21 protein-coding genes are annotated in these 23,889 nt (G+C 72.7%); 9 read left to right on the top strand and 12 right to left on the bottom strand.

Annotation, left to right across the window (positions count from 1 at the left end; translation table 11 throughout):
• Positions 1-3: 3 nt before the first annotated feature.
• Genes ACGF3A_RS06140 through ACGF3A_RS06110 form a run of 7 tightly spaced genes read right to left on the bottom strand, consistent with a single transcriptional unit; the run spans position 4 to position 5,040 of the window.
• Complete coding sequence (locus ACGF3A_RS06140; protein ID WP_393726236.1) at positions 4-459, bottom strand: SRPBCC family protein; 456 nt, start codon at positions 457-459, stop codon at positions 4-6.
• 3 nt (positions 460-462) lie between these two features.
• On the bottom strand, positions 463-744 hold the full coding sequence (locus ACGF3A_RS06135) for an acyl carrier protein (RefSeq protein ID WP_393726235.1): 282 nt from the start codon (positions 742-744) through the stop codon (positions 463-465).
• Positions 744-2,003 carry a beta-ketoacyl synthase N-terminal-like domain-containing protein gene (locus ACGF3A_RS06130; RefSeq protein WP_393726233.1) on the bottom strand — a complete coding sequence of 420 codons (1,260 nt, stop codon included), beginning with the start codon at positions 2,001-2,003 and terminating at the stop codon, positions 744-746. The genes ACGF3A_RS06135 and ACGF3A_RS06130 overlap by 1 nt, the downstream gene beginning before the upstream one ends.
• Positions 2,000-3,286 (bottom strand): beta-ketoacyl-[acyl-carrier-protein] synthase family protein, encoded by a 1,287-nt coding sequence (locus tag ACGF3A_RS06125; protein WP_393726231.1) that lies wholly within the window; start codon positions 3,284-3,286, stop codon positions 2,000-2,002. Before ACGF3A_RS06125 ends, ACGF3A_RS06130 begins: the two co-directional genes overlap by 4 nt.
• Positions 3,283-3,678, bottom strand: a complete 396-nt coding sequence (locus ACGF3A_RS06120) for a cupin domain-containing protein (RefSeq protein WP_393726229.1) — start codon at positions 3,676-3,678, stop codon at positions 3,283-3,285. Before ACGF3A_RS06120 ends, ACGF3A_RS06125 begins: the two co-directional genes overlap by 4 nt.
• Before the next feature lie 16 nt (positions 3,679-3,694).
• Positions 3,695-4,000, bottom strand: coding sequence for an antibiotic biosynthesis monooxygenase family protein (locus tag ACGF3A_RS06115; RefSeq protein WP_393726227.1), 306 nt, complete (start codon positions 3,998-4,000; stop codon positions 3,695-3,697).
• Positions 3,997-5,040, bottom strand: coding sequence for a methyltransferase (locus ACGF3A_RS06110; RefSeq protein ID WP_393726225.1), 1,044 nt, complete (start codon positions 5,038-5,040; stop codon positions 3,997-3,999). The genes ACGF3A_RS06115 and ACGF3A_RS06110 overlap by 4 nt, the downstream gene beginning before the upstream one ends.
• Positions 5,041-5,178: 138 nt before the next feature.
• On the opposite strand from ACGF3A_RS06110, the gene ACGF3A_RS06105 reads away from it, so the two are divergent.
• Genes ACGF3A_RS06105 through ACGF3A_RS06090 form a run of 4 tightly spaced genes read left to right on the top strand, consistent with a single transcriptional unit; the run spans position 5,179 to position 9,563 of the window.
• The gene (locus ACGF3A_RS06105; RefSeq protein WP_393726223.1) at positions 5,179-5,523 is read left to right on the top strand and encodes an antibiotic biosynthesis monooxygenase family protein; all 345 of its coding nucleotides are present in this window, start codon (positions 5,179-5,181) and stop codon (positions 5,521-5,523) included.
• Positions 5,516-6,823, top strand: coding sequence for an NAD(P)/FAD-dependent oxidoreductase (locus ACGF3A_RS06100; protein WP_393726222.1), 1,308 nt, complete (start codon positions 5,516-5,518; stop codon positions 6,821-6,823). Before ACGF3A_RS06105 ends, ACGF3A_RS06100 begins: the two co-directional genes overlap by 8 nt.
• Complete coding sequence (locus ACGF3A_RS06095) at positions 6,820-7,884, top strand: methyltransferase (protein WP_393726220.1); 1,065 nt, start codon at positions 6,820-6,822, stop codon at positions 7,882-7,884. Before ACGF3A_RS06100 ends, ACGF3A_RS06095 begins: the two co-directional genes overlap by 4 nt.
• Positions 7,885-7,922: 38 nt before the next feature.
• Positions 7,923-9,563, top strand: coding sequence for an FAD-dependent monooxygenase (locus ACGF3A_RS06090; RefSeq protein WP_393726218.1), 1,641 nt, complete (start codon positions 7,923-7,925; stop codon positions 9,561-9,563).
• A gap of 7 nt (positions 9,564-9,570) precedes the next feature.
• Here ACGF3A_RS06090 and ACGF3A_RS06085 read toward each other — a convergent pair whose 3' ends face one another.
• The gene (locus tag ACGF3A_RS06085) at positions 9,571-10,068 is read right to left on the bottom strand and encodes a MarR family transcriptional regulator (RefSeq protein ID WP_393726216.1); all 498 of its coding nucleotides are present in this window, start codon (positions 10,066-10,068) and stop codon (positions 9,571-9,573) included.
• Positions 10,069-10,153: 85 nt separating this feature from the next.
• On the opposite strand from ACGF3A_RS06085, the gene ACGF3A_RS06080 reads away from it, so the two are divergent.
• Positions 10,154-11,710, top strand: a complete 1,557-nt coding sequence (locus ACGF3A_RS06080) for a DHA2 family efflux MFS transporter permease subunit (protein WP_393726214.1) — start codon at positions 10,154-10,156, stop codon at positions 11,708-11,710.
• A 12-nt stretch (positions 11,711-11,722) separates the two neighbouring features.
• Here the strand turns inward: ACGF3A_RS06080 and ACGF3A_RS06075 are convergent, their stop codons facing one another.
• From ACGF3A_RS06075 to ACGF3A_RS06060, 4 genes are all read right to left on the bottom strand, one after another.
• The gene (locus ACGF3A_RS06075; RefSeq protein ID WP_393726212.1) at positions 11,723-12,214 is read right to left on the bottom strand and encodes an ATP-binding protein; all 492 of its coding nucleotides are present in this window, start codon (positions 12,212-12,214) and stop codon (positions 11,723-11,725) included.
• 295 nt (positions 12,215-12,509) lie between these two features.
• Positions 12,510-13,277, bottom strand: a complete 768-nt coding sequence (locus ACGF3A_RS06070; protein ID WP_393726210.1) for an enoyl-CoA hydratase/isomerase family protein — start codon at positions 13,275-13,277, stop codon at positions 12,510-12,512.
• A gap of 79 nt (positions 13,278-13,356) precedes the next feature.
• Positions 13,357-14,604 carry an Ig-like domain-containing protein gene (locus ACGF3A_RS06065; protein ID WP_393726208.1) on the bottom strand — a complete coding sequence of 416 codons (1,248 nt, stop codon included), beginning with the start codon at positions 14,602-14,604 and terminating at the stop codon, positions 13,357-13,359.
• Between the two features lie 276 nt (positions 14,605-14,880).
• Complete coding sequence (locus ACGF3A_RS06060; RefSeq protein ID WP_393726206.1) at positions 14,881-16,128, bottom strand: Ig-like domain-containing protein; 1,248 nt, start codon at positions 16,126-16,128, stop codon at positions 14,881-14,883.
• A gap of 294 nt (positions 16,129-16,422) precedes the next feature.
• On the opposite strand from ACGF3A_RS06060, the gene glgX reads away from it, so the two are divergent.
• The 4 genes from glgX (at position 16,423) to ACGF3A_RS06040 (ending at position 23,867) form a co-directional block, all read left to right on the top strand.
• Entirely contained in the window at positions 16,423-18,618 is a 2,196-nt protein-coding gene (glgX, locus tag ACGF3A_RS06055; protein ID WP_393727176.1) for a glycogen debranching protein GlgX, read from the top strand.
• 211 nt (positions 18,619-18,829) lie between these two features.
• Positions 18,830-20,080: an MFS transporter gene (locus tag ACGF3A_RS06050; protein WP_393726204.1), complete on the top strand. Its 1,251-nt coding sequence runs from the start codon at positions 18,830-18,832 to the stop codon at positions 20,078-20,080.
• Entirely contained in the window at positions 20,077-21,921 is a 1,845-nt protein-coding gene (locus ACGF3A_RS06045; protein WP_393726202.1) for an ABC transporter ATP-binding protein, read from the top strand. Before ACGF3A_RS06050 ends, ACGF3A_RS06045 begins: the two co-directional genes overlap by 4 nt.
• Complete coding sequence (locus ACGF3A_RS06040) at positions 21,918-23,867, top strand: ABC transporter ATP-binding protein (protein WP_393726201.1); 1,950 nt, start codon at positions 21,918-21,920, stop codon at positions 23,865-23,867. Before ACGF3A_RS06045 ends, ACGF3A_RS06040 begins: the two co-directional genes overlap by 4 nt.
• Positions 23,868-23,889: the final 22 nt, after the last annotated feature.

Below are 23,889 nucleotides of genomic sequence, written 5' to 3'. Positions count from 1 at the left end.
CCGCTACGGCGCGGTCGCCGCCGCCTCGATACGGTCCCGGATCAGTGCCATCTGGACCTTGCTGTTGCGGTTGATGTTGTCGCGCATCCAGGCGTCGGTGACCGGGGCCTCCGGCTTCATCGCGAACTCCTGGGACCAGCGCATGACGGTGCCCTCCGGCACCTCCTCGTAGGTCCAGTGGATCTTCATGAAGGCGAAGGGGCCCGTCTCCACGCGCCGGGCGCGCACCGAGCGGCCCTCCCGGTCCATGATCCGCTCGGAGACCCAGCTCCACTCGTTGCCGTCGTCGTCGGGGTGCAGGGTCAGCCGGAACAGCACACGGTCGCCGTCCCGCTCCAGCACCTCCGCCTCCTTGTACTCGCTGAACAGCTCGGTCCAGCGCTCCACCTCGTTGGTGCGCCGCCACACCTCGTCGAACGGCGCGCGGATGAGGATCTCGTTGCGGGTGTGCTCGGGCATGGTTCACCGCCCCTTTCCGCTGGCGGCGCCGCCCTGCTCGGCGCGGACGATGCCCACCAGCTCGTGCGGGGACGGGGCCTGCTCGGCGTCCTGGCCGAGGGTGACGCCGCAGCGGCGCTCCAGCTCCGCGACGATGCCCAGCAGCCCCAGGGAGTCGACCCCGAGGTCCTTGAACCGGGCTTCGGGCGCCTCCAGTCCCGCCGGGTCCAGGGGGACTCCGGCACTCGTCTTGATCACCTCGGCGAGCATCTCGTAGGTCAGCGGCTTCTCGGAAGCGGGTCGCATCAGTGGCCTCCTTCGGTGGTGTGACGGGTGAGGATCAGTGCTGAGTTGTTGCCGGACAGGCCGCGCGCGAGGAGCAGCGCGGTGCGCGGGCGCGTGGTCCGCGCGCGCCCCGTGACCAGGTCGAGGTCCTCGAAACCGGGCCCCGGCGCCGTGACGTACGGGGTCGGCGGGACGTCTCCGTGCCGCAGGGTCCGTACGGCGTGGGCGGCGTCGAGCGCGGCGGCGCCCGAGTACGCCCTGCCGGTGCCGGTCTTCGGCGCGGTCACCGGGATCCGGGGCAGCCGGGGGCCGAACAGCGCGCGCAGCGCGTCCGCCTCGGCGGCGTCGGCCTCGGGGACACCGAGCGCGTCGGCGAAGACGACGTCGATGTCCCCGGGCCCGAGCCCCGCCTCGGCGAAGGCCTGACGGGCCGCCGTCTCCAGCCCTGCCGCCGAGGCGGGGTGGTCCGCCGGTCCGGTGAACGTGGTGCCGTGCCCGGCGACCCGCGCGAGCGGCTCGGCCCCGCGCTCCAGGGCCGCCGTCCGCTCCTCGACGAGGAAGACGGCGCCGCCCTCGGCCGGGACGAAGCCCCGGGCGCCGTTGGTGAAGGGCAGATAGGCGTGGGCCGGCTCGCTCGCGGTGCTGAGCATGCCGTGGCCGAACTGGCAGGCCATGGAGAACGGCGAGAGCGGTGCCTCGGCCCCGCCCGCGAGCATGGCCGCCGTGCCGCGCCGGATCTCACGGTCCGCGTACGCCACGGCGTCCAGGCCGCCCGCCTCGTCGGTGACGACGACGCCGCTGGGGCCCTTGAGCCCGTGCCGCAGGGAGATCTGTCCGGTGCTCGCCGCGTAGAACCAGGCGATGGACTGGTAGGGCCCGACGTGGGTCGGCCCCTGGCTCCACAGCCGCTGGATCTCCCGCTGGCCGAACTCCACTCCCCCCGCGCAGCTCGCCGTCACCACTCCCACCGCGTACGGCGGCAGCTCGGCGGGCACGAGGGCCGCCTCGCGCAGCGCCATGTCGGAGGCGGCGAGGGCGAGATGGGTGAACCGGTCGGTCTGGGCGACGATGCCGCCCTCCAGGTGGGCGTGCGGGTCGAATCCGGGGATCTCCCCGGCGAGCGCGAGCGGATGGCGGTCGCCCCCGGCGGCCAGCGCCGGGTAGCGGGCGAGCGGACCGAGCGCCGTGACCCCCTCGCGGGCCGCCTTCCACACCGGTGCCGCGCCGATCCCCGTGGGCGCGAGCGCGCCCACCCCCGTGATGACGGAACGACGGGTCACGCGACCGCCTCCCGGCCCCGGCGCCGCAGGGAGGTGCGGTCCAGGACGACGGCCGACTGGAAGCCGCCGAAGCCGCTGCCGACCGACAGGACCGTGTCGAGCCGCCCCTCGCGCGCGGTGACCGGCACGTAGTCCAGGTCGCACTCGGGGTCGGAGTTCTCCAGGTTGGCGGTCGGCGGGACCATCGACTCGTTCATCGCCAGGACGCAGGCGGCGAGTTCGATGGCGCCGATGGCGCCGAGCGAGTGCCCGACCATCGACTTGATGGAGCTGACGGGGACGCGGTAGGCGTCCTCGCCGAGCGCCCTTTTGAACGCGGCGGTCTCGTGCCGGTCGTTCTGCTTGGTGCCGGAGCCGTGCGCGTTCACGTAGTCGATGTCGGCGGGGCCGCGCCCGGCCTGCTCCATGGCGCGCTCGGCCGCCTCGGCCAGTTCGACGCCCTCCCTGGTGAGTCCGGTCATGTGGTAGGCGTTGCTGCGGGTGGCGAAGCCGCCGACGACGCAGTGCACCTGGGCGCCCCTGCGGCGGGCGTGCTCCAGCTCCTCCAGCACGAGCACGGCGGCGCCCTCGCCGAGGACGAAGCCGTCGCGTTCCGCGTCGAACGGGCGGGAGGCGCCGGCTGGTTCGTCGTTGCGTACGGACGTGGCACGGATGGCGTCGAAGCAGGCCACCGTGATGGGCGAGACGGGCGACTCGGCGGCCCCGGCGATCATCACGTCGGCGCGGCCCTCGCGGATGGCCTGGCAGGCGTAGCCGACCGCGTCCAGGCCCGAGGTGCAGCCGGTGGAGACGGTGTGCACCACTCCGCGGGCCCCGGCGAGCGTGGCGATCTCGCCCGCCAGGGGCGCCGGGGAGAAGACCCGGTGCAGATGGGGCGAGGCCCGCTCGTGGTCGACCTCCCAGGTGGCGCCCCCGCCGGAGGCGCGGACGTAGTCGGACTCCAGCAGCGTGGTGCCGCCGACCGCGCTGCCGAGCGAGGCGCCGACCCGCCAGGGGTCCTCGGCGTCCATGTCGAGCCCGGACTCCTCCAGGGCCTCGCGCGCCGCGACGGCGGCGAACTGGACGTAGCGGTCCATGCGGGCCGCCTCGTGCGCGGGCAGCCCCGCGAGCGCGGGGTCGAAGTCGCACTCGGCGGCGATCCGGGAGCGGAAACCCTCGGGGTCGAAGAGCGAGATGGCGCGCGTGGCGGTGCGGCCCTCGGCCAGGAGCTCGGTGAACGCCTTGCGTCCCGTGCCGCCCGGCGCGACGACGCCGACCCCCGTGACGGCCGCGGCGCGGGTCATGTCGCCTCCCGCTGCTCGGTGTCCACGTGCCCCAGTTCGGGGCGCGGGGCGAGCGGGGAGAGGTGGAAGACGATGCGCACGTCGACGTTGCCCGCGTTGCGCACCCGGTGGCGGACGCCGATGGGCACCATCAGCCCCTGGTCGGGCCCGAGCCGGTGGGGCACGCCGTCGAGCTCGGCGACGACGTCCCCCTGGACGACGTAGAGGAATTCCTCGGAGTACGGGTGGTAGTGCTCGGCGATCCAGTCGCCGGGCGCGATGCGGGCGGTGCCCATGAAGCCGGAGGTGGCGCCGACCGCACCGGGGGTGAGCATGGTGCGCAGCTCACCGCCCCTGCGGGTGTTCGGCGTGATCTCGCCCGCGTCGACGATGCGATGGGTTGCGGTGGTCATGACTGGCTGACTCTCCTCACGCGGTCCGTACGCGCACGGCGTACGGCTTGTCCGCACGGGTCAGGGTGGTGGCCACGATGGGCGCGGCGAGGTCCTGGTGCCCGTCCTCGCGCGCCCAGGCGCGGTAGTGCTCCTCGGAGGCCCAGGCGCTGGTGATCAGCCATTCGCCGGGTTCGGTCAGCGACTGGCACAGCTCCTCGCCGAGGTGTCCCTCGGCCTCGGCGACGCGCTTCCTGACGTGCTCGTAGGCGTCGAGGAACGCGGCCTCGCGGCCCTCCTCCACGGTGGCGTGGAAGAGGATCCGCACGCCTGGCTCGGTCATTGCGGGCCCTCGACGGTGCCGTTCACCAGGTGCAGGCTCGTCCCGGGCACGGGGGCGTGGCCGGTGTAGGCCAGTCCGGCGCGGGAGAAGAGCTCGGCGAGGCCTGCCGCCGTGTGCTTCTTGCCGCCGACGTTCAGCAGCAGGAAGAGGTCCATGGTGGTGGTGACCTTGAGCTCGGAGGAGTCCTCGACGAGGTTCTGGACGAGCGTGACGCGGGCTCCGGGGCGTGCGTTGGCCACCATGGCGCGCAGTGCGGCGAGGGAGCTGTCGTCGTCCCACTCCAGGACGTTCTTGCACAGGTAGAGGTCCTTGCCGGGCGGGACCGTCTCGCGGCAGTCGCCGCCGATCACGTCGGCGCGCTCGGCCAGCGGCCCCTCGCGCAGCTCGGGGAGGGCCCCGGCGACGACGCCGGGCAGGTCGAACAGCGTGCCGTGCAGGTGCGGGTGGCGCTCCAGCAGGGTGCGCAGCAGATGGCCCTGGCCGCCGCCGATGTCGACGACGGTGCGGATGCCGGTCAGGTCGAGCGCGTCGGCGACGGGCGCCGAGGTGATGCGGCTCGACTGGGTCATGGCGCCGTCGAAGGTCGCCTTGGCCTCCGGGTCGTCCTCCGCGAGGTGGGCGAAGAACTCCTTGCCGTACAGCGAGTCGAAGACGCGCTCCCCGGAGCGGACGGCGTCGGCGAGCTTGGGCCAGGCCTGCCAGGTCCAGGGCGCGGTGGCCCACAGGACGATGAAGCGCATGCCGGCGGGGCTGTCCTCACGCAGCAGGCGCGAGAGTTCGGTGTGCGCGAAGCGGCGCTCCTCGGTCTCCTCGAACACGCCGTGGCTGGTCAGCGCGCGTAACAGCCGCTCCAGGGTGGGGGCGTGGGCGCCGGTCTGCGGGGCGAGCTCCTCGGCGGTGCTCGGCTTGTCCCCGAGCGCGTCCGGCACGCCGAGGGTGACGGCGGCGCGGAGGGCCCCGGCGAAGCCGAGGCTCATGCCGAGCTCGCGCAGCCGGGTCGCGTCGGCGGGCCTGGGTCCGGGCTGCTGGGTCGACGTCATGCTTGCGTCCTCCAGTTAGTGGGCTCACCAATTCAATTACACATCCATTGACTTGCTCAATTAATGACTCTACATAATGGACGGGACAGCGCAAGAGGCTCAGCCCCTGCCGAACGACAGACAAGGAGAACCGGACGCATGGCCGAGATCCAGGCCGGCGACCACGTCGCCACCTTCATCAGCGTGTTCCCGACCAAGCCCCGCGACCAGCGAAAAGTCCTCGATCTGATCGTCAAGGCGCACGAGGAGATGATCCGCCACCGTCCGGGTTACGTCTCCGGGAGCGTCCACCGCAGCGTCGACGGCTACCAGGTCGTGGACTACACGCAGTGGCGTACGCGCGAGGACTTCGAGGCGATGGTGCGGGACCCCGCCGTGGCCCCGCACTTCGCCCCCATCGGCGAGCTGACCCAGGGCAAGCAGCTCGCGTTCGACGTCATCTACAGCCATGTCACGGCAGAGGAGGAGACCGGCGATGAGTGACCTCACAGAGCCGCGCTACGACGTCATAGTGGTCGGCGGCGGACCGGCCGGATCGGCCACGGCGGGCCTGCTCGCCCAGGAGGGCCGCTCCGTCCTGCTGCTGGAGCGCGAGAAGTTCCCCCGCTACCACATCGGCGAGTCCCTCATCCCGGGCGTGCTCCAGACCCTGGACCGGCTCGGCCTCCAGCAGCGCCTCAAGGACTCGGACTTCGTCCGGAAGTACGGCGGCAGCCTGGTGTGGGGCAAGGGCCTGCCGTTATGGAGCTTCTCCTTCGACCAGGGCGGCCCGTACGAGCACGCCTACCAGGTGCGGCGGGCCGACTTCGACGCGCTGCTGCTCACCCGCGCCCGCGAACTCGGCGCCCATGTCGTCGAGGAGGCCACCGTCCGCGAGCCGGTCATGGACGGCGACCGGATGACCGGGGTGCGCTACCGGACCTCGGCGAAGAAGGAGACGGTCACCGCGCGGGCCAGGATCGTCGTGGACGCCACAGGCCAGCAGCGCTGGCTGGGCCGCCACTTCGACATGGTCGACTGGCACGAGGACCTGCGGAACATCGCCGTGTGGAGCTATCACCAGGGCTGCCTGCGCTTCCCCGGCAAGGCCGCGGGCAACATCCTGACCGAGTACCGCCCCGGAGGCTGGATCTGGTTCATCCCGCTGCACGACGGGACGACCAGCATCGGCTACGTCACGCCGACCGCCGAGCTGGCCAAGACGGGCCTGACGCCGGAGGAGCTCTACGTCAAGCAGGTCGAGGGCTCGCGCGAGGTACGGCGGCTGATGGAGCCCTCCGTCCAGGTCAGCGACTACCGCACGATCCGCGACTGGTCCTACAACTGCACCTCGTTCCAGGGCCCCGGCTGGCTCTGCGTCGGGGACGCCGCCGCGTTCGTCGACCCGCTGCTGTCCACCGGCGTCACCCTCGCCCTGCGCGGCGCCGCGACGGCGGCCAAGGCCGCCGGCCGCATGCTCACCGACCCGGAGACGGCCGCGCAGACCGGACAGGCCTACGAACGGAGCTACCGGAACTTCCTGGACGGGATCCTCGCCTACGTCCGCGAGTTCTACCAGCAGGACTACAGCACCGAGGAGTACTTCGAGCAGGCGAGCAAGGTGCTGGACAGGGACGTCGACCTCCCGGCGAAGGCCGACTTCGTCACCCTGGTCTCCGGGCTCTCCGAGGGCGGCGACTTCTTCGAGCGTCCCATGGAGACCAGCGACGAGCTGTGGGAGCGCCTCAGGGTCCGCGTCGAGGCGCCGCCCATGAACACCATGGCCACCGGAGGGACCGAGTGAGCGCCGGGCCGGACACCACCCCCGACGAGCCGGGCGGCGGCGCGGGCAACGCGATGCCGGTGGTCTTCCGCGCCATCGCGCCCGTGCTGGAGTGCCATCTCCTGCACGCCGTCACCCGGTTCGGCGTCCCCGACGCCCTGTCGGACACCCCGCGCCCCGCCGAGGAGATCGCCGACGCGCTCGGGCTCCACCGGGACGCGCTGCGCCGCGCGCTGCACGCGCTCGCCCAGAGCGGCTATGTCGCCGAGGGGCCTCCGGGCCTCTTCGCGCTGAACGACGCCATGCGCGCGCTGCGTTCGGACTCCGAGATGCCCGGTGCCACGCTGCTCCTGACGCATGTGGAGCACTCGCTGCCGCTGTACGCGGCCGTGGGACACACCATCGAGACCGGCGAACCCGCCTCCGAGAAGGTCTACGGCAAGTCGTACTTCGCGCATCTGGCCGAGCGGCCCGAGGCGCAGCGCGGCTTCGTGGAGGGCCTCGGCCGGGTGGGGACCCTCGCGTTCGGACCCGCGCTCGCCCGCCTCGCCCAGGAGCTGACGCCCCGGGTGCGCAAGGTGGTCGACGTGGGCGGGGGCGACGGCTTCCTGGCGGAGGGGCTGCTGCGGGGGGATCCGGAGCTGCGGGCCGCGGTGCTGGACCTGCCGTCCGTGCTCGACGCGGCGCGCGACCGGCTCGCGAAGGCCGGGCTGCTGGACCGGTGCGAGCTGGTGCCCGGCAGCTTCTTCGAGACCGCCCCGGCCGGCGCCGACGCGTACGTCATCGCACGCTGCCTGCACAACTGGAACGACGAGCGGGCCGTGGCGATCCTGCGCACCGTCCGGGCCGCCATGGGTACGGAGGCGCGGCTGTTCGTGCTCGAACAGCTCGTCCCCGAGGAGCAGGACGACTCCGCCGCCTATCCCGACCTGCTGATGATGCTGATCGGCGGGAGCGAGCGCACCGAGTCGCAGTACGCGCGGCTGATGGCCGACGCCGGTCTGCGGCTGACCGGCACGCGCCCGTTCGGGCCGGGGGTGGGCGGGGTGACCACCTCGCTGCTGGAGGCGGTACCCGCCTGATCCGTACGGGAGGCAGTCGGCCGAGAGGCGGAGGCAGCATGACCGAACACACACCGGTACTCATCGTGGGCGGGGCACTGGGCGGGCTGTCCTCCGCCCTCTTCCTCGCCCACCACGGCGTGCCCTGCACGCTCGTCGAACGGCGCACAGGACCGTCCCCCTACCCGCGCTTCCGGGGGATGACCATCCGCTCCATGGAGCTGCTGCGCGGCGTCGACGCCGCGCGGCGGATCAGGACGGCGGGCGGCGAGGAGGCCGTCATGGGCGGCTTCGCGCATGTGCCGCGCAACCTGGCCGAGGGCGGCGCCACCTGGGCGCCGGTCGCCTGGGAGGAGGACCTGAGCGCGATCAGCCCGGCGAAGGCCTGCAACCGCGACCAGGACGTGGTGGAGCCCGTCCTGCTGGAACGCGCCCGCGAGTTGGGCGCCGACGTCCGCTTCGAGACCGAGCTGACCGGAATCGAGCAGGACGACGAGGGCGTCACGGCCCGGCTGCTCGGCCACGACGGGCGCCGCTCGACGGTGCGCGCGCGGCACCTGATCGCCGCCGACGGCGCGAACGGGATACTGCGCGGCCTGCTGGGCATCGGCACCGAGGGCCCCGGGGTGCTCGGCCGCCGGCTCAGCCTGTACTTCAGGACCGACATGGAACCGCTCGTGGACGGAAGGCCGTTCACGGCGTGCTTCCTGGAGGGCACGGACAGCGGGCTGATGCCGCGTGACAACGGGCGCTGGCAGCTCTCCCTGGGCTACCACCCCGAGACGGGCGACTCCGCCGGGGACTTCACGGAGGAGCGCTGCCGCGCCCTGGTCCGCGCGGCGCTGGGCCGGGACGACGCGGAGGTGACGATGGAGGGCGTGGTGCCGTACGACATGACCGTCACGGTGGCGGAACGGTTCGCCTCCGGACGCGTCTTCCTCGTCGGCGACTGCGCGCACACCATGCCGCCCACCGGCGGCTTCGGCGGCAACCTGGCCGTCCAGGACGCGCACAACCTCGCCTGGAAACTGGCCATGGCGCACCGCGGCGCCGCCGGGCCCGCCCTGCTCGGCACCTACGAGACGGAGCGGCTCCCGGTCGCGCGGCTCACGGTCGGGGCCGCGGGCCGGAGGCTGCACAACCCCTCCGGCACACCGGGGTCGTCGCTCGCGGACGACCACAACGCGATCTCGCTCGGCTACCGCTACCGCTCCGGCGCGCTCGTGCCGGAGGAGGAGGGCGCCGACGAGGAGCAGCCCGTCGAGGACCCGCGCAAGCCGACGGGGCGGCCCGGCACGCGGGCGACCCATCTCCCGCTGGAGTCCGGGGAGTCGAGGATCTCGGCCCTGGACCTGTGGGACGGCGGCTTCGCGCTGCTCACCGGCGACGAGAACTGGCGGGCACCGGCGCTGCGGGCCGCGAAGGAACGCGGGGTGCCGCTCACGGTGCACACGGTCGGCACGGACGAGACGGACGGCACGCACGGCACGGACGGCACGCACGGCGACGCGGGCACCGACTGGACGGACCCCACGGGCCGCTGGCCCGGCGTCTACGGCATCGGGCCGCACGGCGCGCTGCTCGTACGGCCGGACGGCTTCGTGGCCTGGCGTACTCCCGCCGTGCCCGCCGCGGAGCCGGAAGAGGTCCTGCGGCGGGTGCTGGCCCAGGTGCTGGGCGGGGTGGCCGGCGCCGGGTGACTCCCCTTCAGGAGGCCGCCGGGCGCCCGTCCGCGTCGCCCCCGGCGGCCTCCATCGCGGAGACCACCTCGTCCAGCGTGCCGATGAACTCCCGCCGCCTGCCCGCCGGAAGCGTGTCCAGTGCGTGGCGCAGCGGGGCCATCCGCAGCCGCGCGCAGTGCTCGATGAGTGAGCGGTGCGGCTCGGCGACGCTCACGATCATGCGCCGCCGGTCGGCGTCGTCCTCGCGCCGCTCCAGCAGCCCGGCGCGGTGCAGCTCGTTCACGAGCTGGCTCGTGGTGGTGGCGCCCAGGCCGATGCGCCCGGCGAGGGTGCCGACGGAGGCCGGGCCGTCCACGGCGAGCGCGATGAGCGGCGCCAGATGACGGTTGCCCAGCCCCGGTGCGCCGAGCATCGCGTGCACGGCCTCCGGCATGTCGTCCATCGGGCCGCGCACCTGGCGCAGCAGCCGCCCGACGAGCCGTGCCACGTCCGTGAGCTCCGCTTCCTCGCGTTCTTCGCGCATGGCTTGAAGTTCAACATGTTCTCTGCTGCACTGCAAGATATCTCGAAGCTCAAGTAATTCTGATATCGATGCAACTGGAGCAGTCTTGCCGCACTCCACCGGGGAGGCCGGCGCCGACGCCGCGCCGGACGGAAAACTGAGCAAGGAGATCTGGGTCCTCGCGGGCGTGCTGACGCTGGGCTCGATCATGGCCGTACTCGACACGACGATCGTCAACGTCGCCCTGAACACCCTGAGTTCGGACCTGGACACCGACCTCAACACCGTCCAGTGGACCGTGACCGGCTACTTCCTGGCGATGGGCACGGTGATCCCGCTGGTGGGCTGGGCCGTCGACCGCTTCGGGGCCAAGCGGCTGTGGCTGCTGTCCCTGCTGCTCTTCGTCCTCGGTTCCGCGCTCTCCGGCATGGCCTGGTCCATCGAGGCGCTGATCGGCTTCCGGGTGCTCCAGGGGCTCGGCGGCGGCATGATCCTGCCGCTGGTGCAGACCATCCTGGCCACGGCGGCCGGACCGCAGCGGATGGGCCGGGTCATGGGCCTCGTCATGATCCCCACCCTGCTCGGCCCCGTCCTCGGGCCCGTGCTGGGCGGCTGGCTGGTCGAGGACGTCGACTGGCGCTGGATCTTCTTCGTCAACATCCCCGTCGGCATCCTGGCGATCTTCTTCGCCGCCTGGAAGCTCCCGCGCGGCGAGGGCCGGAGCGAGCCGGCGCGGGCCCTCGACGTCCGCGGACTCATGCTGCTGCCCCTCGGGCTCGTCAGCCTGCTCTACGGCTTCTCACGCGCCGGGACCGAGGGCTTCGGGGACGGCCCCGTGCTCGGCTTCCTCCTCGTCGGCGCCGTGCTGACCACGGCCTTCGTGCTGTCGGCCGTGCAGCGGGGGGAGCGCGCGCTGGTCGACGTACGCCTCTTCCGCGACCGTACGTTCGCGGCGAGCACGACGACCATCTTCCTCTTCAGCATCGGCCTCTACGGCGTGATGCTGCTGCTGCCCCTCTACTACCAGGTGGTGCGCGGCGAGGGCGCCCTGCACGCGGGCCTGCTGCTCGCGCCGCAGGGGGTGGGCGCCATGCTGGCCATGCCGCTCGCCGCGATCCTCACCGACCGCATCGGGCCGGGGCGCATCGTCCTCACGGGAGCGATGCTCGCCCTGGCGGGCACCTACGTCTTCACCCAGGTCGCGGACGACACCTCGTACACGCTCCTGACGCTGGCGCTCGTGGTGCGCGGATTCGGGCTCGCCTCGACCATGGCCCCGACGTTCACCGCCGCCTACGCCACCCTGTCGCCCGCCTCCGTCCCCAAGGCGAGCAGCACCATCAGCAGCATGCAGCAGCTCGGCGGCTCCGTCGGCAGCGCCGTGCTCTCCCTGACGCTCTCCAACCGGATCGAGGCCAACATGCCGGACACCCCCGGCGGCGGGAGTCCGACGGGAGAGGTGGGCGAGATCCCGCCCGAGGTGCGCGAGCGGGCCGGGGACTTCCTGGCGACCGCCTTCGGGCAGACCTTCTGGGTGGCCTTCTGGCTGATCGTCGCGATCCTGGTGCCCGCCTCGCTGCTGCCGCGCAAGCCGCTGAACAAGAACGCGCCACCGCCACCGCCGGCGGAACACCGCACCGGGAAACCCGCGACCCGCTCGTGAGGTGAGCCCGGGTCAGTGGTCCGTGACGCGCATCTCGAACCAGGTGGTCTTGCCGCACGGCAGCAGATCGACGCCCCAGCGGTCGGAGAGGGTGTCCACCAGGAAGAGGCCGCGCCCGCTGGTGTCCAGCTCATGGACGGGCAGCAGGCAGGGCAGCCCGCGCGAGGGGTCGCGCACCTCGACGCGCACCCAGCCGCTGCGCCGCATCATCCGCAGCCCGAAGGTGTGCGCGCCGGTGTGCCGTACGGCGTTGCCGACGAGCTCGGAGACGAGCAGCACCGCGTTGTCGGTCAGGGAGAGGGGCAGGGCCCAGCGGAGCTGGAGGACGGAATGGGCGAGCCGGCGCGCGAGGCGCGCGGATTCGGGCCGGTTGGGGAGCTGCACCTCCCCCTGCGTCGGGTCGCCCACCTCGTCCAGTACCTTGCGCGCGGCCTCTTCGCCCGCCTCACCTGGGACTTCCGGAACCCGATCGGTCACGCCCGCCACATCTCCCTGTCCCGCCATGGGCACCATGATGGCGGCACCGGAGGGGCGTCGGGGACGGTTCACGGGGATCGGAACGGGCCCGGCAGGGGCGCCAGGAGCGCTCCCCGCGCGTCCGTGAGCCGTACGGGTCACGCGCATCACAGGGTTGACCTGGCATGACATCCCGTACGCAAGTGATCACAACCGGCCACGAAAGCGGGGAAATCCGTGGCCACTTCAACAGAAGCGCGGTCCCCCACAGGTGGGGCGCGGAGGGGGGAGCGTCGCGCGCCACCCCCAGCCACCCCACCCCGGGAGGCGACCACGGCGTCGGTCAGCGGAACTTCGCCTTGCCCGGACCGTCCTCGACGAAGCTGCGCATGCCGGTCTCGCGGTCCTCGGTGGCGAACAGCCCGGCGAACCAGGTGCGCTCCACGGCGAGGCCCGAGTCGATGTCCGTCTCCAGACCGGTGTCGACCGATTCCTTGGCGGCGCGCAGGGCGAGCGCGGGCCCCTTCGCGAGCCCCGCTGCCCACGCGTGCGCCTGCTCGTACACCTCCGCGTCCGGCACGACCCGGTCGACGAGGCCGATCGAGAGCGCCTCGTCGGCCCGCACCTGACGCCCGGTGAAGATCAGGTCCTTCGCGCGGGACGGGCCGACCAGCCGCGACAGCCGCTGGGTGCCGCCCGCGCCCGGGATCAGGCCGAGCAGGATCTCGGGCTGCCCGAGCTTGGCCCTCTCGCCCGCGATCCGGATGTCGGCGCAGAGCGCCAGCTCGCACCCGCCGCCCAGCGCGTACCCGGTGACGGCGGCGACGACGGGCTTGGGGATACGGGCGACGGCGGTGAAGGACTCCTGGAGCGCGCGGGACCTGACGACCATCGCGGCGTGGTCCATCTCGCGCATCTCCTTGATGTCCGCCCCGGCGGCGAACACCTTCTCCCCGCCGTAGAGCACCACGGCGCGCACGTCGTCGCGGTCGGTGGCCTCGGCGGCCAGCTCGCGCAGCCGGTCCTGGGTGGCGATGTCGAGCGCGTTCATCGGAGGACGGTCGAGGCGGATCGTGCCCACGCCGTCGGCGACTTCGAGAGTAGCGGTCATGGGGGAAGGTTAACGGGCGTTACGCACGGGGGGCCCGGTGCTGTCGCTCACAGCACCGGGCCCCACGTGACCGTCTCCGCTACTGCGGCGCGGTCCACTTCTCCCAGCTCATGTTCCAGCCGTTGAGACCGTTGTCCGGCTTGATGGTCTCGTCCTGCGAATTCTTCACCTCGACGACGTCGCCGACCATCGAGTTGCGGAAGAACCAGGCGCCCGGCGTCCCCTTCATGCCGCCGCCCCGCGCGTCGAAGAGACCGACGCAGCCGTGGCTCGCGTTGACCTTGCCGAACGCGCCCTCGCCCGACCAGTAGTTGCCGTGGATGAACGTGCCCGAGGTGCTCAGCCGCATGGCGTGCGGCACGTCCTTGATGTCGTACTCCCCGCCGAAGCCCACGGTGTCCCCGTTCATCCGGGTCACCTGGTGCTTCTCGCTGACCACCATCTTGCCGTTGTACGTCGGGTTGGCCGGGCTGCCCGAGGTGATCGGGATGGTCTTGATCTTCTTGCCGTTCCGCGTGACCGTCATGGTCTTCTTCTTCGCGTCGACGACGCTGACCTGCTGCCGCCCCACGGTGAACTTCACGGTCTTGCGCTGCTTGCCGTAGACCCCGTTGGAGCCCTCGACGCCGCTGAGGTTGAGGTCGGCCGTGACCTTGGTCCCGGCCTTCCAGTACTCCTTGGGGCGGAAGTCGAGGCGCTGGTCGCCGAACCAGTGGCCCTCGATCTCGGCCTCCGGGTCGGCCTTGACGGATATCGCCTTCTCGACCGCCTCGCGGTTGGCGATCGGACGGTTGAAGTTGATCGAGACCGGCATCCCGGCGCCGACCGTGTCACCGTTCTCCGGCGTGAAATAGCCGACGAAGGTGTCCTTGGGGACGAAGGTCGTGAAGCTGCCGTGCTTGGCGGACTCGCGGCCCTCGGAGTCCTTGGCGACGGCGTCGACCGTGTACTTGGTGCCCGCGTTGAGATGCGTCGAGGGCTTCCACGCCGTACGCCCGTCGAGGAACCTGCCCTTGACGACGTTGTCCTTGCTGTCCTGGACCTTCACCTCGGTGAGCTTGCCCTTGGCGGCCGAGACCCGCAGCTTGCCGGAGGTGGCGACCTCGTCGGCACCGTCCTTGGGCGCGAGGGTGACGACCGCCTCGGACGGGCCCTTGGCCTTCTTCTCCCCGTCGCCCCCGTCGGCGCCCGAGCTGCTTCCTCCACAGGTGGTGAGCACCAGCAGCATCACGACGAGGAGGACCACCAGACCCGCGGCCGAGCCTCCTATGATCTGCTTCCGGCTCTCCCCGTTGAGCTTGTCCCTGGCCACAGTCTTCAGATCCAAGACGGCCTACTCCCCTCACAAGGCGCCGCGCACCCTTGTGCGCCCCCGAACGCGCGCGTCCCTGCAGCACCCTCGAACGGGCGGCGGCGCGCGATGCCCTGTTAGATAACCACACCCCAAAGAGGGTGGAGTTCCCGCGCGTGTCACCGTTCGGTCGCAGTTTTGAGGAGGGAAGAAGGAGGTGAAGGGAGTGGTCCGGCTTCGGGTGTGCTTGCCGGAGATCACCCGCTCTTGCCCGAGTCGCCGGGGATTTTGCCGAACTCCTACAACACCGCTCTACGACGACAGCGCGGAGCCCGTCCGCCAGCGTTCCCAGGACATGTTCCAGCCGCCCAGCCCGTTGTCCGGCGCGACGGTGCGCTCCCGGGAGCCACGCACGGTGACCAGGTCCCCGACGAGCGACTCGCGGTAGAACCGCCCGGCGGGCGAGTCCGCGCTGCCGCCGCGCGCGTCGCGCAGCCCGACGCAGCCGTGGCTGACGTTGCGCGCCCCGAAGGTGTCGGGCGAGGCCCAGTAGTTCCCGTGCAGGAAGGTGCCGCTGTCCGTCAGCCGCAGCGCGTGCGGCACGTCGTCGATGTCGTACTCGCCGCCGAAGCCCACGGTGTCCCCGTTCATCCGCGTGACCTCGTACTTCTCGCTGATCACCATGCGGCCGTTGTACGTCGGGTTCTCCGGCGCGCCCGCCGTCACCGGGATCCGGGCGGCCACCTCGCCGCCCCGCCGGACCGTGAGCGCGCGGCGGCGCACGTCGACGACGCTGCGCTGGTCCCTGCCGACCGTGAACCGGACCCGCTTGTGCTGCACCCCGTACGCGCCCCGCGCGCCGCGCACGTCCCGCAGCCGCAGGTCCAGCGTGATGCGCGTGCCGGGACGCCAGTACGTACGCGGCCGGAAGTCCAGCCGGGAGCGGCCGAACCAGTGCGCCGCCACGGGCACGGACGGGCTCGCGGTCACCCGGATCGCCCGCTCGAACGCGGCACGCTCGGTGACGGGCCGGTTGAAGCGGATCGAGACGATCGCGCCGGTGCCCACGGTCTGGCGGTTCTCCGGGGTGAAGAAGCCGATGATCCGGTGCCGGGGCACCCGCGTGGTGAAGGTGGTGTGCCGGGCCACGCGCCGCCCGTGCCCGTCGCGCGCCACGGCGTCCACCGCGTACTCGCTGGCGAGCTCCAGCGCCGCCGGACCGTCCGGGTCGTCCCCGCGCGCGGCGGGGCGCCAGCTCCGGCGGTCCTCGGAGAGCCTGCCGGGCACGGGGACGCGGTCGCCGCCGCCCCTGCGGACCACCGTGACCCGCTCCAGCCTGCCCTCGGGGACCGTGACCTCCAGCCGGTCGCGGGCCCGTACGCCCTTCGTGTCGTCGTCCGGAGTGATCCGGATCGCCTGTTCGGGCGGCTTCTCGTCGCTCAGCGGCCCGCAGCCCGCCGCGGCCAGCGCGCCGAGCGCGCTCAGCGCCGCCGCCCACCGCACCAGCCGCCCCCTGCCCCGCCCGTACTGCCAGTCCTGCCCGTACTGCCCCCGGCCCATGGCCGTCCCCTCCCTCTCGCGCCGACCTCCGTCCGGCGCAGGGACCAACGACGGGTGTCGGCCGGGGAAACGAATCACTTTGCGAGGGAAGCGCGGTAATGGGGAAGTATCGGAGGGAGGGCCACGCGCAGGCGGCCGGGACACCGCGCGCGGGGTCCGAACGAGCCGCGAGCCGCGGGAGGCGGTCACGTGTCGCACGCACCCGAGCAGGGGGCCCTGACCGACGGAGCGGCCGGGCCGCGGAGCACGGAGCACGCTCCGTCGCAGCCCAACGGCCACCGGCCGGGCCGCGCCCTGCCGCGCCCCGAGCCCGCGCCGCACGGGCCCGGCGGCCACGGCCCCGTGCCGCCGGTCTGGCCCGGCAGCCCGCAGCCGCTCGGCGCGCGCTTCCACACCGGTCCCGGCGGCGTCGCCGGGACCAACTTCGCCCTGTGGGCGGGCGGCGCCGAGGCCGTCGAGGTCTGCCTGTTCGACGACGACGGCGCCGAGACCCGGCGCCCCCTGACCGAGCTGACGCACGAGATCTGGCACGGCTTCCTCCCGGGCGTACGCCCCGGGCAGCGGTACGGATACCGGGTGCACGGCCGCTGGGACCCGTGGACCGGCGCCCGCTGGAACCCGGCGAAGCTGCTCCTCGACCCGTACGCGCGCGCCGTGGACGGGGAGTACGCCCTGCCCCCCGAGGCGTACGGACACGTGCGGGACTGGCCGCAGCAGCACATCGCCGACACGGTGCGCGACGAGCGGGACTCCGCGCCGTACGTGCCCAAGGGCGTCGTCACCGACGACCAGGACGACTGGGGCGACGACCGCAGGCCGAAGACCCCCTGGACGGACTCCGTCATCTACGAGCTGCACGTGCGCGGCTTCACCATGCGCCACCCCGGCATCCCCGAGCGGCTGCGCGGCACGTACGCGGGGCTCGCGCACCCGGCCGCCACCGGGTATCTGCGGAAGCTCGGCGTCACGGCCGTCGAGCTGCTGCCCGTGCACCAGTTCGCGCACGAGGACCACCTGCTGCGGCGCGGGCTGCGCAACTACTGGGGCTACAACTCCATCGGCTACTTCGCCCCGCACGCGGCGTACGCGGCCTCCGGCACGCGCGGCCAGCAGGTCGGCGAGTTCAAGCAGATGGTGCGGGCCCTGCACGCCGCCGGGATCGAGGTCCTGCTCGACGTCGTCTACAACCACACGGCCGAGGGGGACGAGCGCGGCCCCACCCTCTCGCTGCGCGGCATCGACAACCGGGGCTACTACCGCCTCGCCCCGAACGACCCGCGCCGGTACGCCGACTACACGGGCTGCGGCAACACCCTGCACGTCGTCCAGCCGCACGTGCTCCGCCTCATCACCGACTCCCTGCGCTACTGGGTGCAGGAGATGGGCGTCGACGGCTTCCGCTTCGACCTGGCCGCCGCGCTGGCCCGTTCGATGCACGACGTCGACATGCTCTCGCCGTTCCTCGCGGTCATCGCGCAGGACCCGGTCCTGCGCCGCGTGAAGCTCATCGCCGAGCCCTGGGACGTCGGCAGCGGCGGCTACCAGGTGGGCGCGTTCCCCCCGCTGTGGACCGAGTGGAACGACCGCTACCGCGACACGGTGCGGGACTTCTGGCGCGGCGCGGCCCCCGACGTCCGCGACCTCGGCTACCGGCTCTCCGGCTCCAGCGACCTGTACGCCTGGGGCGGGCGGCGCCCGTACGCCTCGGTGAACTTCGTGACCGCGCACGACGGCTTCACCCTCCGCGACCTGGTCACCTACGAGCAGAAGCACAACGCCGCGAACGGCGAGGGCAACCGCGACGGCACCGACGACAACCGCGCCTGGAACTGCGGCACCGAGGGCGAGACCGACGACCCCGACGTACGGGCGCTGCGCCGCCGCCAGGTGCGCAACATGCTCACCACGCTGCTGCTCTCCACCGGCGTGCCGATGCTCGTCGCGGGCGACGAGATGGGGCGTACGCAGGGCGGCAACAACAACGCGTACTGCCAGGACGGCGAGATCAGCTGGCTCGACTGGTCGCTGCTGGACGACCCGGAGTGGGGCGCGCTCTCCGCGCTCGCCGCCAAGCTGATCCGGCTGCGCCGGGCCCACCCCGTCCTGCGGCGCAAGGCCTTCTTCTCCGGGCGCCGCCAGGGAGCCGAGGGGCTGCGGGACCTCGCCTGGTTCGCCGCGAGCGGCGAGGAGATGACGGAGGCCGACTGGTACGCGCCGGGCACGACCCTCGGCATGTACCTCTCGGGGCGCGACATACCGCAACGGGACGCACGGGGCCGCCCCGTACGCGACGAGAGCTTCCTCCTGCTCCTCCGTGCAGAGCCCGACCCCGGCGCCTTCACCTTGCCGGGCCCGGAATGGGGCACGGAGTACGAGCTGATCCTCGACACGACCTCCGACTCCGTCGAGGAAGGAGGCACCTTCTACCCCGCAGAAACGGAACTGAGGTTGCCGGGCCGCTCGGCGTTCCTGCTGAAGGCCCGTACATAGCCGTACCCGGCATCGGGGGCTGCGCTTGCCAACCCTGCGCCTTGCGCAGACTTCCCAAGCGCAGAGGGAGCAGCGGACGTGCCCCGTCAGGGGCGCGGGGAACTGCGCGAGCGGGCACGGCGCGCCCGCAGCCCGCGAAGCACCGGCGGGGGCAGGCGGGGCTCGGAAATCGAATAGCCGTACGGGCCGTTCCGGTCCAGACTTTCCCTCCGTGACCTCACTTCGCTCAGGCCCCTTCCTGCTCTTCTTCTCCGCGAGAGCGATAGCCAAGCTAGGGGACGCGATGCTCCCCATCGCGCTGTCCGCGGGGCTCATCCAGAGGGGGCACGGGCCGGGGGCGATCGGTGCGGCGCTCGCGACGTTCACCGTGTGCTTCGCGGGGTTCGTCATCTTCGGGGGCGTCTTCTGCGACCGCTTCAACACACGGGCCCTGATGATCGGTTCGGACCTGGTGCGGCTCGGGACGCAGTCCCTCGCGGCCGTACTGTTCCTGAGCGACCGCGTCGAGCTGTGGCACATGTGCGTGATCGGCGCCGTCAACGGCATCGCGGGCGGCATGTTCCAGCCGGGCGTGGCCAGCACCATTCCGCGTATCGCGCGGGACGTGCAGGGGGCGAACGGCGTGATCCGTACCGCCGAGGCGCTCGCGATGCTCGCCGGGCCCGCGCTCGCGGGGATGCTGGTGGCGACCATGTCGCCGGGGGCGGTGTTCGCCGCGCACGCGGGCACGTACGCGCTCAGCGCGCTCTGTCTCTTCTTCCTCCGGCTGCCTCCCGGACCGGCGAAGGAACCCCTCGCCACGCGGACGAGCTACCGGGCCGATCTCGTCGAGGGCTGGCGGGAGTTCCGCGCGCGCACCTGGATGTGGAGCGTGATCGTCATCTGGATGGCGCTGATGCTGACCTCGACGGGCCCGCTCGTACCGCTGACGGCGAGCGAGATCATCTCGACGGACGGCGCGAAGGTCTACGGCCTGGTGAACTCGGCGCTCGGCGCGGGCACCGCGCTCGGCGGGCTGCTGGCGATGCGCATCCGGCCGGAACGGCAGCTGCGCGCGGGGTCGTTCGCGCTGCTGGGCTGCTGCTGCTTCCCCACCGCCGTGGGGCTCGGCGCCTCGGTCGGGGTGATGGCGGGCGGCGCGGCTCTCTCCGGCGCGGGGATCGGCTTCTGGGGCGTGATGTGGTCGACGAGCGTCCAGACGCAGGTGCCGGGCCCCGTGCTGAACCGTATCCACGCGTACGAGGTCGCGGGCTCGCTCGCGATGATGCCGGTCGGCCAGGCCCTCGCGGGACCGGCCTCGGCGCTCTTCGGCACCCGGGCGATGCTGCTGGTGTGCGGGGCCGCGCCGCTCGTGGTGACCTGCGCCCTCCTGCTGGTCCGGCCCGTACGGGAGTTGCGTTCGGTGACGGCTCGAAAAGCACATGAGGGATGTCGGACCAGGCCCGTAACCTCACGACAATGACCGACAGCACCCATCCCGCGGACGATCCTGCCTCATCACCGGCGCGCGAGCGCTCCACCGTGCGTTCGCTGCTGCGCCTGTGGCCGTACGTCAGGCCGGTGCGGGTGCGGCTCTTCACCGCCGCGTTCGTGGCGATCGTCGCCTCGTGCCTGGGCCTGGTGATCCCGCTGGTGCTCAAGTGGATCGTGGACGGTCCCGTCGCGGAGAAGGACACGGGCGGGGTCTGGCTGGGCGGCGGGCTGCTGCTCGCCGTCGGCGTCGCGGAGGCCCTGCTCTTCGGGCTGCGGCGCTGGCTGGTCGCGCGTCCGCTCGCCGGGGTCGAGGCGTCGATGCGCGGGGCGCTCTACGGGCGGCTGCAGCGGCTGCCCGTCTCCTTCCACGACCGGTGGCCCAGCGGCCAGTTGCTGTCGCGGGCGACGACGGACCTCCAGCTGCTGCGGATGTTCTTCGCCTTCCCCATGACCTTCCTGCTGGTCAACGGGTCGACGGTGCTGGTGGGCTGCGTGATCCTGCTCGTCCAGCAGTGGACGCTGGGCCTGGTGCTGCTGGCGCCCGTGGTCCCGCTGGTGCTGCTGTGCTCGGTCTTCGAGGTGCGGTACGCGGTGGCGGCGCGGCGCGCCCAGGACCAGCTCGGCGATCTGACGACGGTGATCGAGGAGGCCGTGCTCGGCATCCGGATCATCAAGGGCTTCGGCCGCCACCGCAGCCAGGCCCGCGCCTTCCGCGCGCTCTCCGAGCGGCTGCTCCACACGGAGCTGGGCAAGGCCCGGCTGCTGGCGGCGATCTGGGCGATGATCATGACGCTGCCCGAGATCGCGATCGGCGCCGCGCTGGTCCTCGGCACGGTCCAGGTCGCCGACGGCGGGCTGTCCGCGGGCACGCTCGTCGCGTTCCTCTCCACGGCGCTCGCGCTGCGCTGGCCCGTGGAGTCGATCGGCTTCCTGCTGGCGATGTGCAACGAGTCGGCGACGGCGGCGGACCGTTTCTTCGACGTGATGGACGAGCCGGTCCCCGCCGACGTGCTGCGCGAGGCGCCCGGGAAGGCCGACGGCAAGGCGGACGGCGAACGGCCGGAGGCGGGGCTCCGCTTCGAGCACGTCGTCTTCCGGCACCCCGACGCGTCCCCGGCGTCGCGCCCCGCGCTCGACGGCGTGGACCTGCACATCCGTCCGGGCGAGACGATGGCCCTGGTCGGCGCGACCGGCAGCGGCAAGACGACGCTGACCGCGCTCGTCCCCCGGCTGCACGAGGTCAGCGGCGGCCGGATCCTGCTCGACGGCGACGACGTCGCCACGCTCTCCCGCGCCGAGCTGCGCGCCCGGGTCGCGGTCGCGTTCGAGGAGCCGACGCTGTTCTCCGCGTCCGTACGGGAGAACGTGCTGATGGGCACGGACGAGGGCGCCGTCGGGTCCGGCGGGCTGGAGCGGGCGCTGCGGGTGGCGCAGGCCGAGGAGTTCGTCGGCGCGCTGCCGCACGGCGCCGACACCCAGGTCGGCGAGCAGGGCCTGAGCCTCTCCGGCGGTCAGCGCCAGCGGCTCGCGCTCGCCCGCGCCGTCGTCGGACGGCCACGCTTCCTCGTGCTGGACGACCCGCTCTCCGCGCTGGACGTGCACACGGAGGCGGCCGTGGAGGGGGCGCTGCGCGAGGTGCTGGCGTCCACGACCGCGCTCGTCGTCGCGCACCGGCCCTCGACGGTGCAGCTCGCGGACCGGGTGGCGCTGCTCTCCGCGGGGCGGATAGCGGCGGTGGGCACCCACCACGAACTGCTGCGCGAGAGCGCGGAGTACGCCTGGCTGATGTCCGGCGCGGCCGAGGAGCGGACGGAGGAGAGCGCGCGATGACCACGACCGTGCGGGACGGGGCACGCCCGGAGGACCCCGAGGAACCCGGGGACCCCGAGGATCCCTCGGAGCGGGCCCCGGAGAAGGCCGCCGGACCCGAACCGACGGGGCCGTCCCCCGAAGATCCGGCCGGGGACGACGCGTTCGAGAAGGACGTGCTGCCCACGCCCAAGGGCGCCTCGCGCAGGCTGCTCGGCTCGCTGCTGCGCCCGCACCGGCGCCGGGTGACGGGCGCCGCCGCGCTGCTCCTGGTCCAGCAGGCCGCCGTGCAGGCCGGGCCGCTGCTCGTCGCGTACGCCATCGACAGCGCGCTGCCCGCGCTCCGGGCCGGGGGCGAGGGCGGGGCCGGGCGGGACTACGGGCCGCTGATCGCGGTCGCCGTCGGCTATCTGGTGTGCGCGGTGGCCTCGGGCTGGTTCCAGCACGCGTTCATCATCGCCGCCGCGCGGATCAACCAGCGGGTGCTGCTGGAGCTGCGCGGCCGGATCTACCGCCACGCGCAGGCGCTCGACGTCGACTTCCACGACCGGTACACCTCCGGGCGCCTGATATCCCGTTCGACCACCGATGTGGAGGCGCTGCGCGAGCTGCTGGACGAGGGGCTCCAGGAGCTGCTGGCGGTGGTCCTCTCCGTCGTCTACATCCTGGTGACCCTGATCTGGCTCGACCCCGGGCTCGGCGGCGCGGCGCTGCTGTCGTTCGTGCCGCTCGCGCTGCTCGTACGGAACTTCCAGCGCCGTTCTCTCCGCGTCTACCGGGGCAAGTCGACGGCGATCGCGGCCGTCATCGTGAAGTTCGCGGAGACCATGAACGGGATCCGTCCCGTCCAGTCCTTCCGCCGCGAGCAGCCCAACGACACGGCGTTCGACCGGCTCAACGGCCGCCATCTGAAGGCCAACGGGGACGCGATCCTGGAGATGGCCCGCTATGTGGTGCTCTCCCGGCTGGCGGCGAACACGGCGGTGGCCGGGATCGTCGTCTGGGGCGCCTACCGGGTGGCGTCCGGCGAGCTGGCGCTCGGCGTGCTGGCCGCGGCGGCGCTCTATCTGCGGCGGCTGTACGACCCGATCGACCGGCTCGGCATGTTCCTCAACTCCTGGCAGTCGGCCGCCGCCTCGCTGGAGAAGATCGCGGGGCTGCTCGCGCGGCGCCCCGCCGTGCCGGAGCCCGAGCGCTCGCGCGAGCTGCCGCCGCGCGCCCCCGAGCACCCTGGCCGCGAGGTGGTCTTCGACGGCGTCCGCTTCGCGTACCGCACGGGCGGTGAGGTGCTGCCGGAGTTCAGCCTGACGCTGCCCGCCGGGCAGACGGTCGCCGTCGTCGGCGCGACGGGCGCGGGCAAGTCGACGCTGGCCAAGCTGCTGGCCCGGTTCTACGACCCGAGCGAGGGGCAGGTCCGGCTCGACGGCGTGGACCTGCGCGAGCTGGACGTCCTCGCGCTGCGGCGCGGCGTGGTGATGGTGACGCAGGAGGCGTTCCTCTTCTCCGGCACGGTCGCGGAGAACATCGCGATCGGCCGTCCGGACGCCACCCGCGAGGAGATCGAGCAGGCCGCGAAGTCCATCGGCGCGCACGACTTCATCGCGGGCCTGCCCGACGGGTACGACACGGACGTCCGCAAGCGTGGCGGCCGCATCTCCGCCGGGCAGCGCCAGCTGGTCTCCTTCGCGCGCGCCCTGCTGGCCGACCCGTCGGTGCTGATCCTGGACGAGGCGACGTCCTCGCTGGACATCCCCGGCGAGCGCTCCGTGCAGCGCGCGATGGACACCGTGCTGCGCGGGCGTACGGCCGTGGTGATCGCGCACCGCCTCTCGACGGTCGCCGTCGCGGACCGGGTGCTGGTGATGGACGGCGGCCGAATCGTGGAGGACGGCCCGCCGGAGCGGCTGATCGCGGGCACGGGCCGCTTCGCGGACCTGCACCGGGCCTGGCGCGACAGCCTCACGTGAGGCACCGGTCCCGGGGCGTAGT

It is taken from the genome of Streptomyces sp. NPDC048172 (assembly GCF_043202595.1).
Lineage (GTDB): Bacteria > Actinomycetota > Actinomycetes > Streptomycetales > Streptomycetaceae > Streptomyces.
Note: the sequence above shows the minus strand (reverse complement) of the source record. Positions and strands in the feature narration are given on the sequence as shown.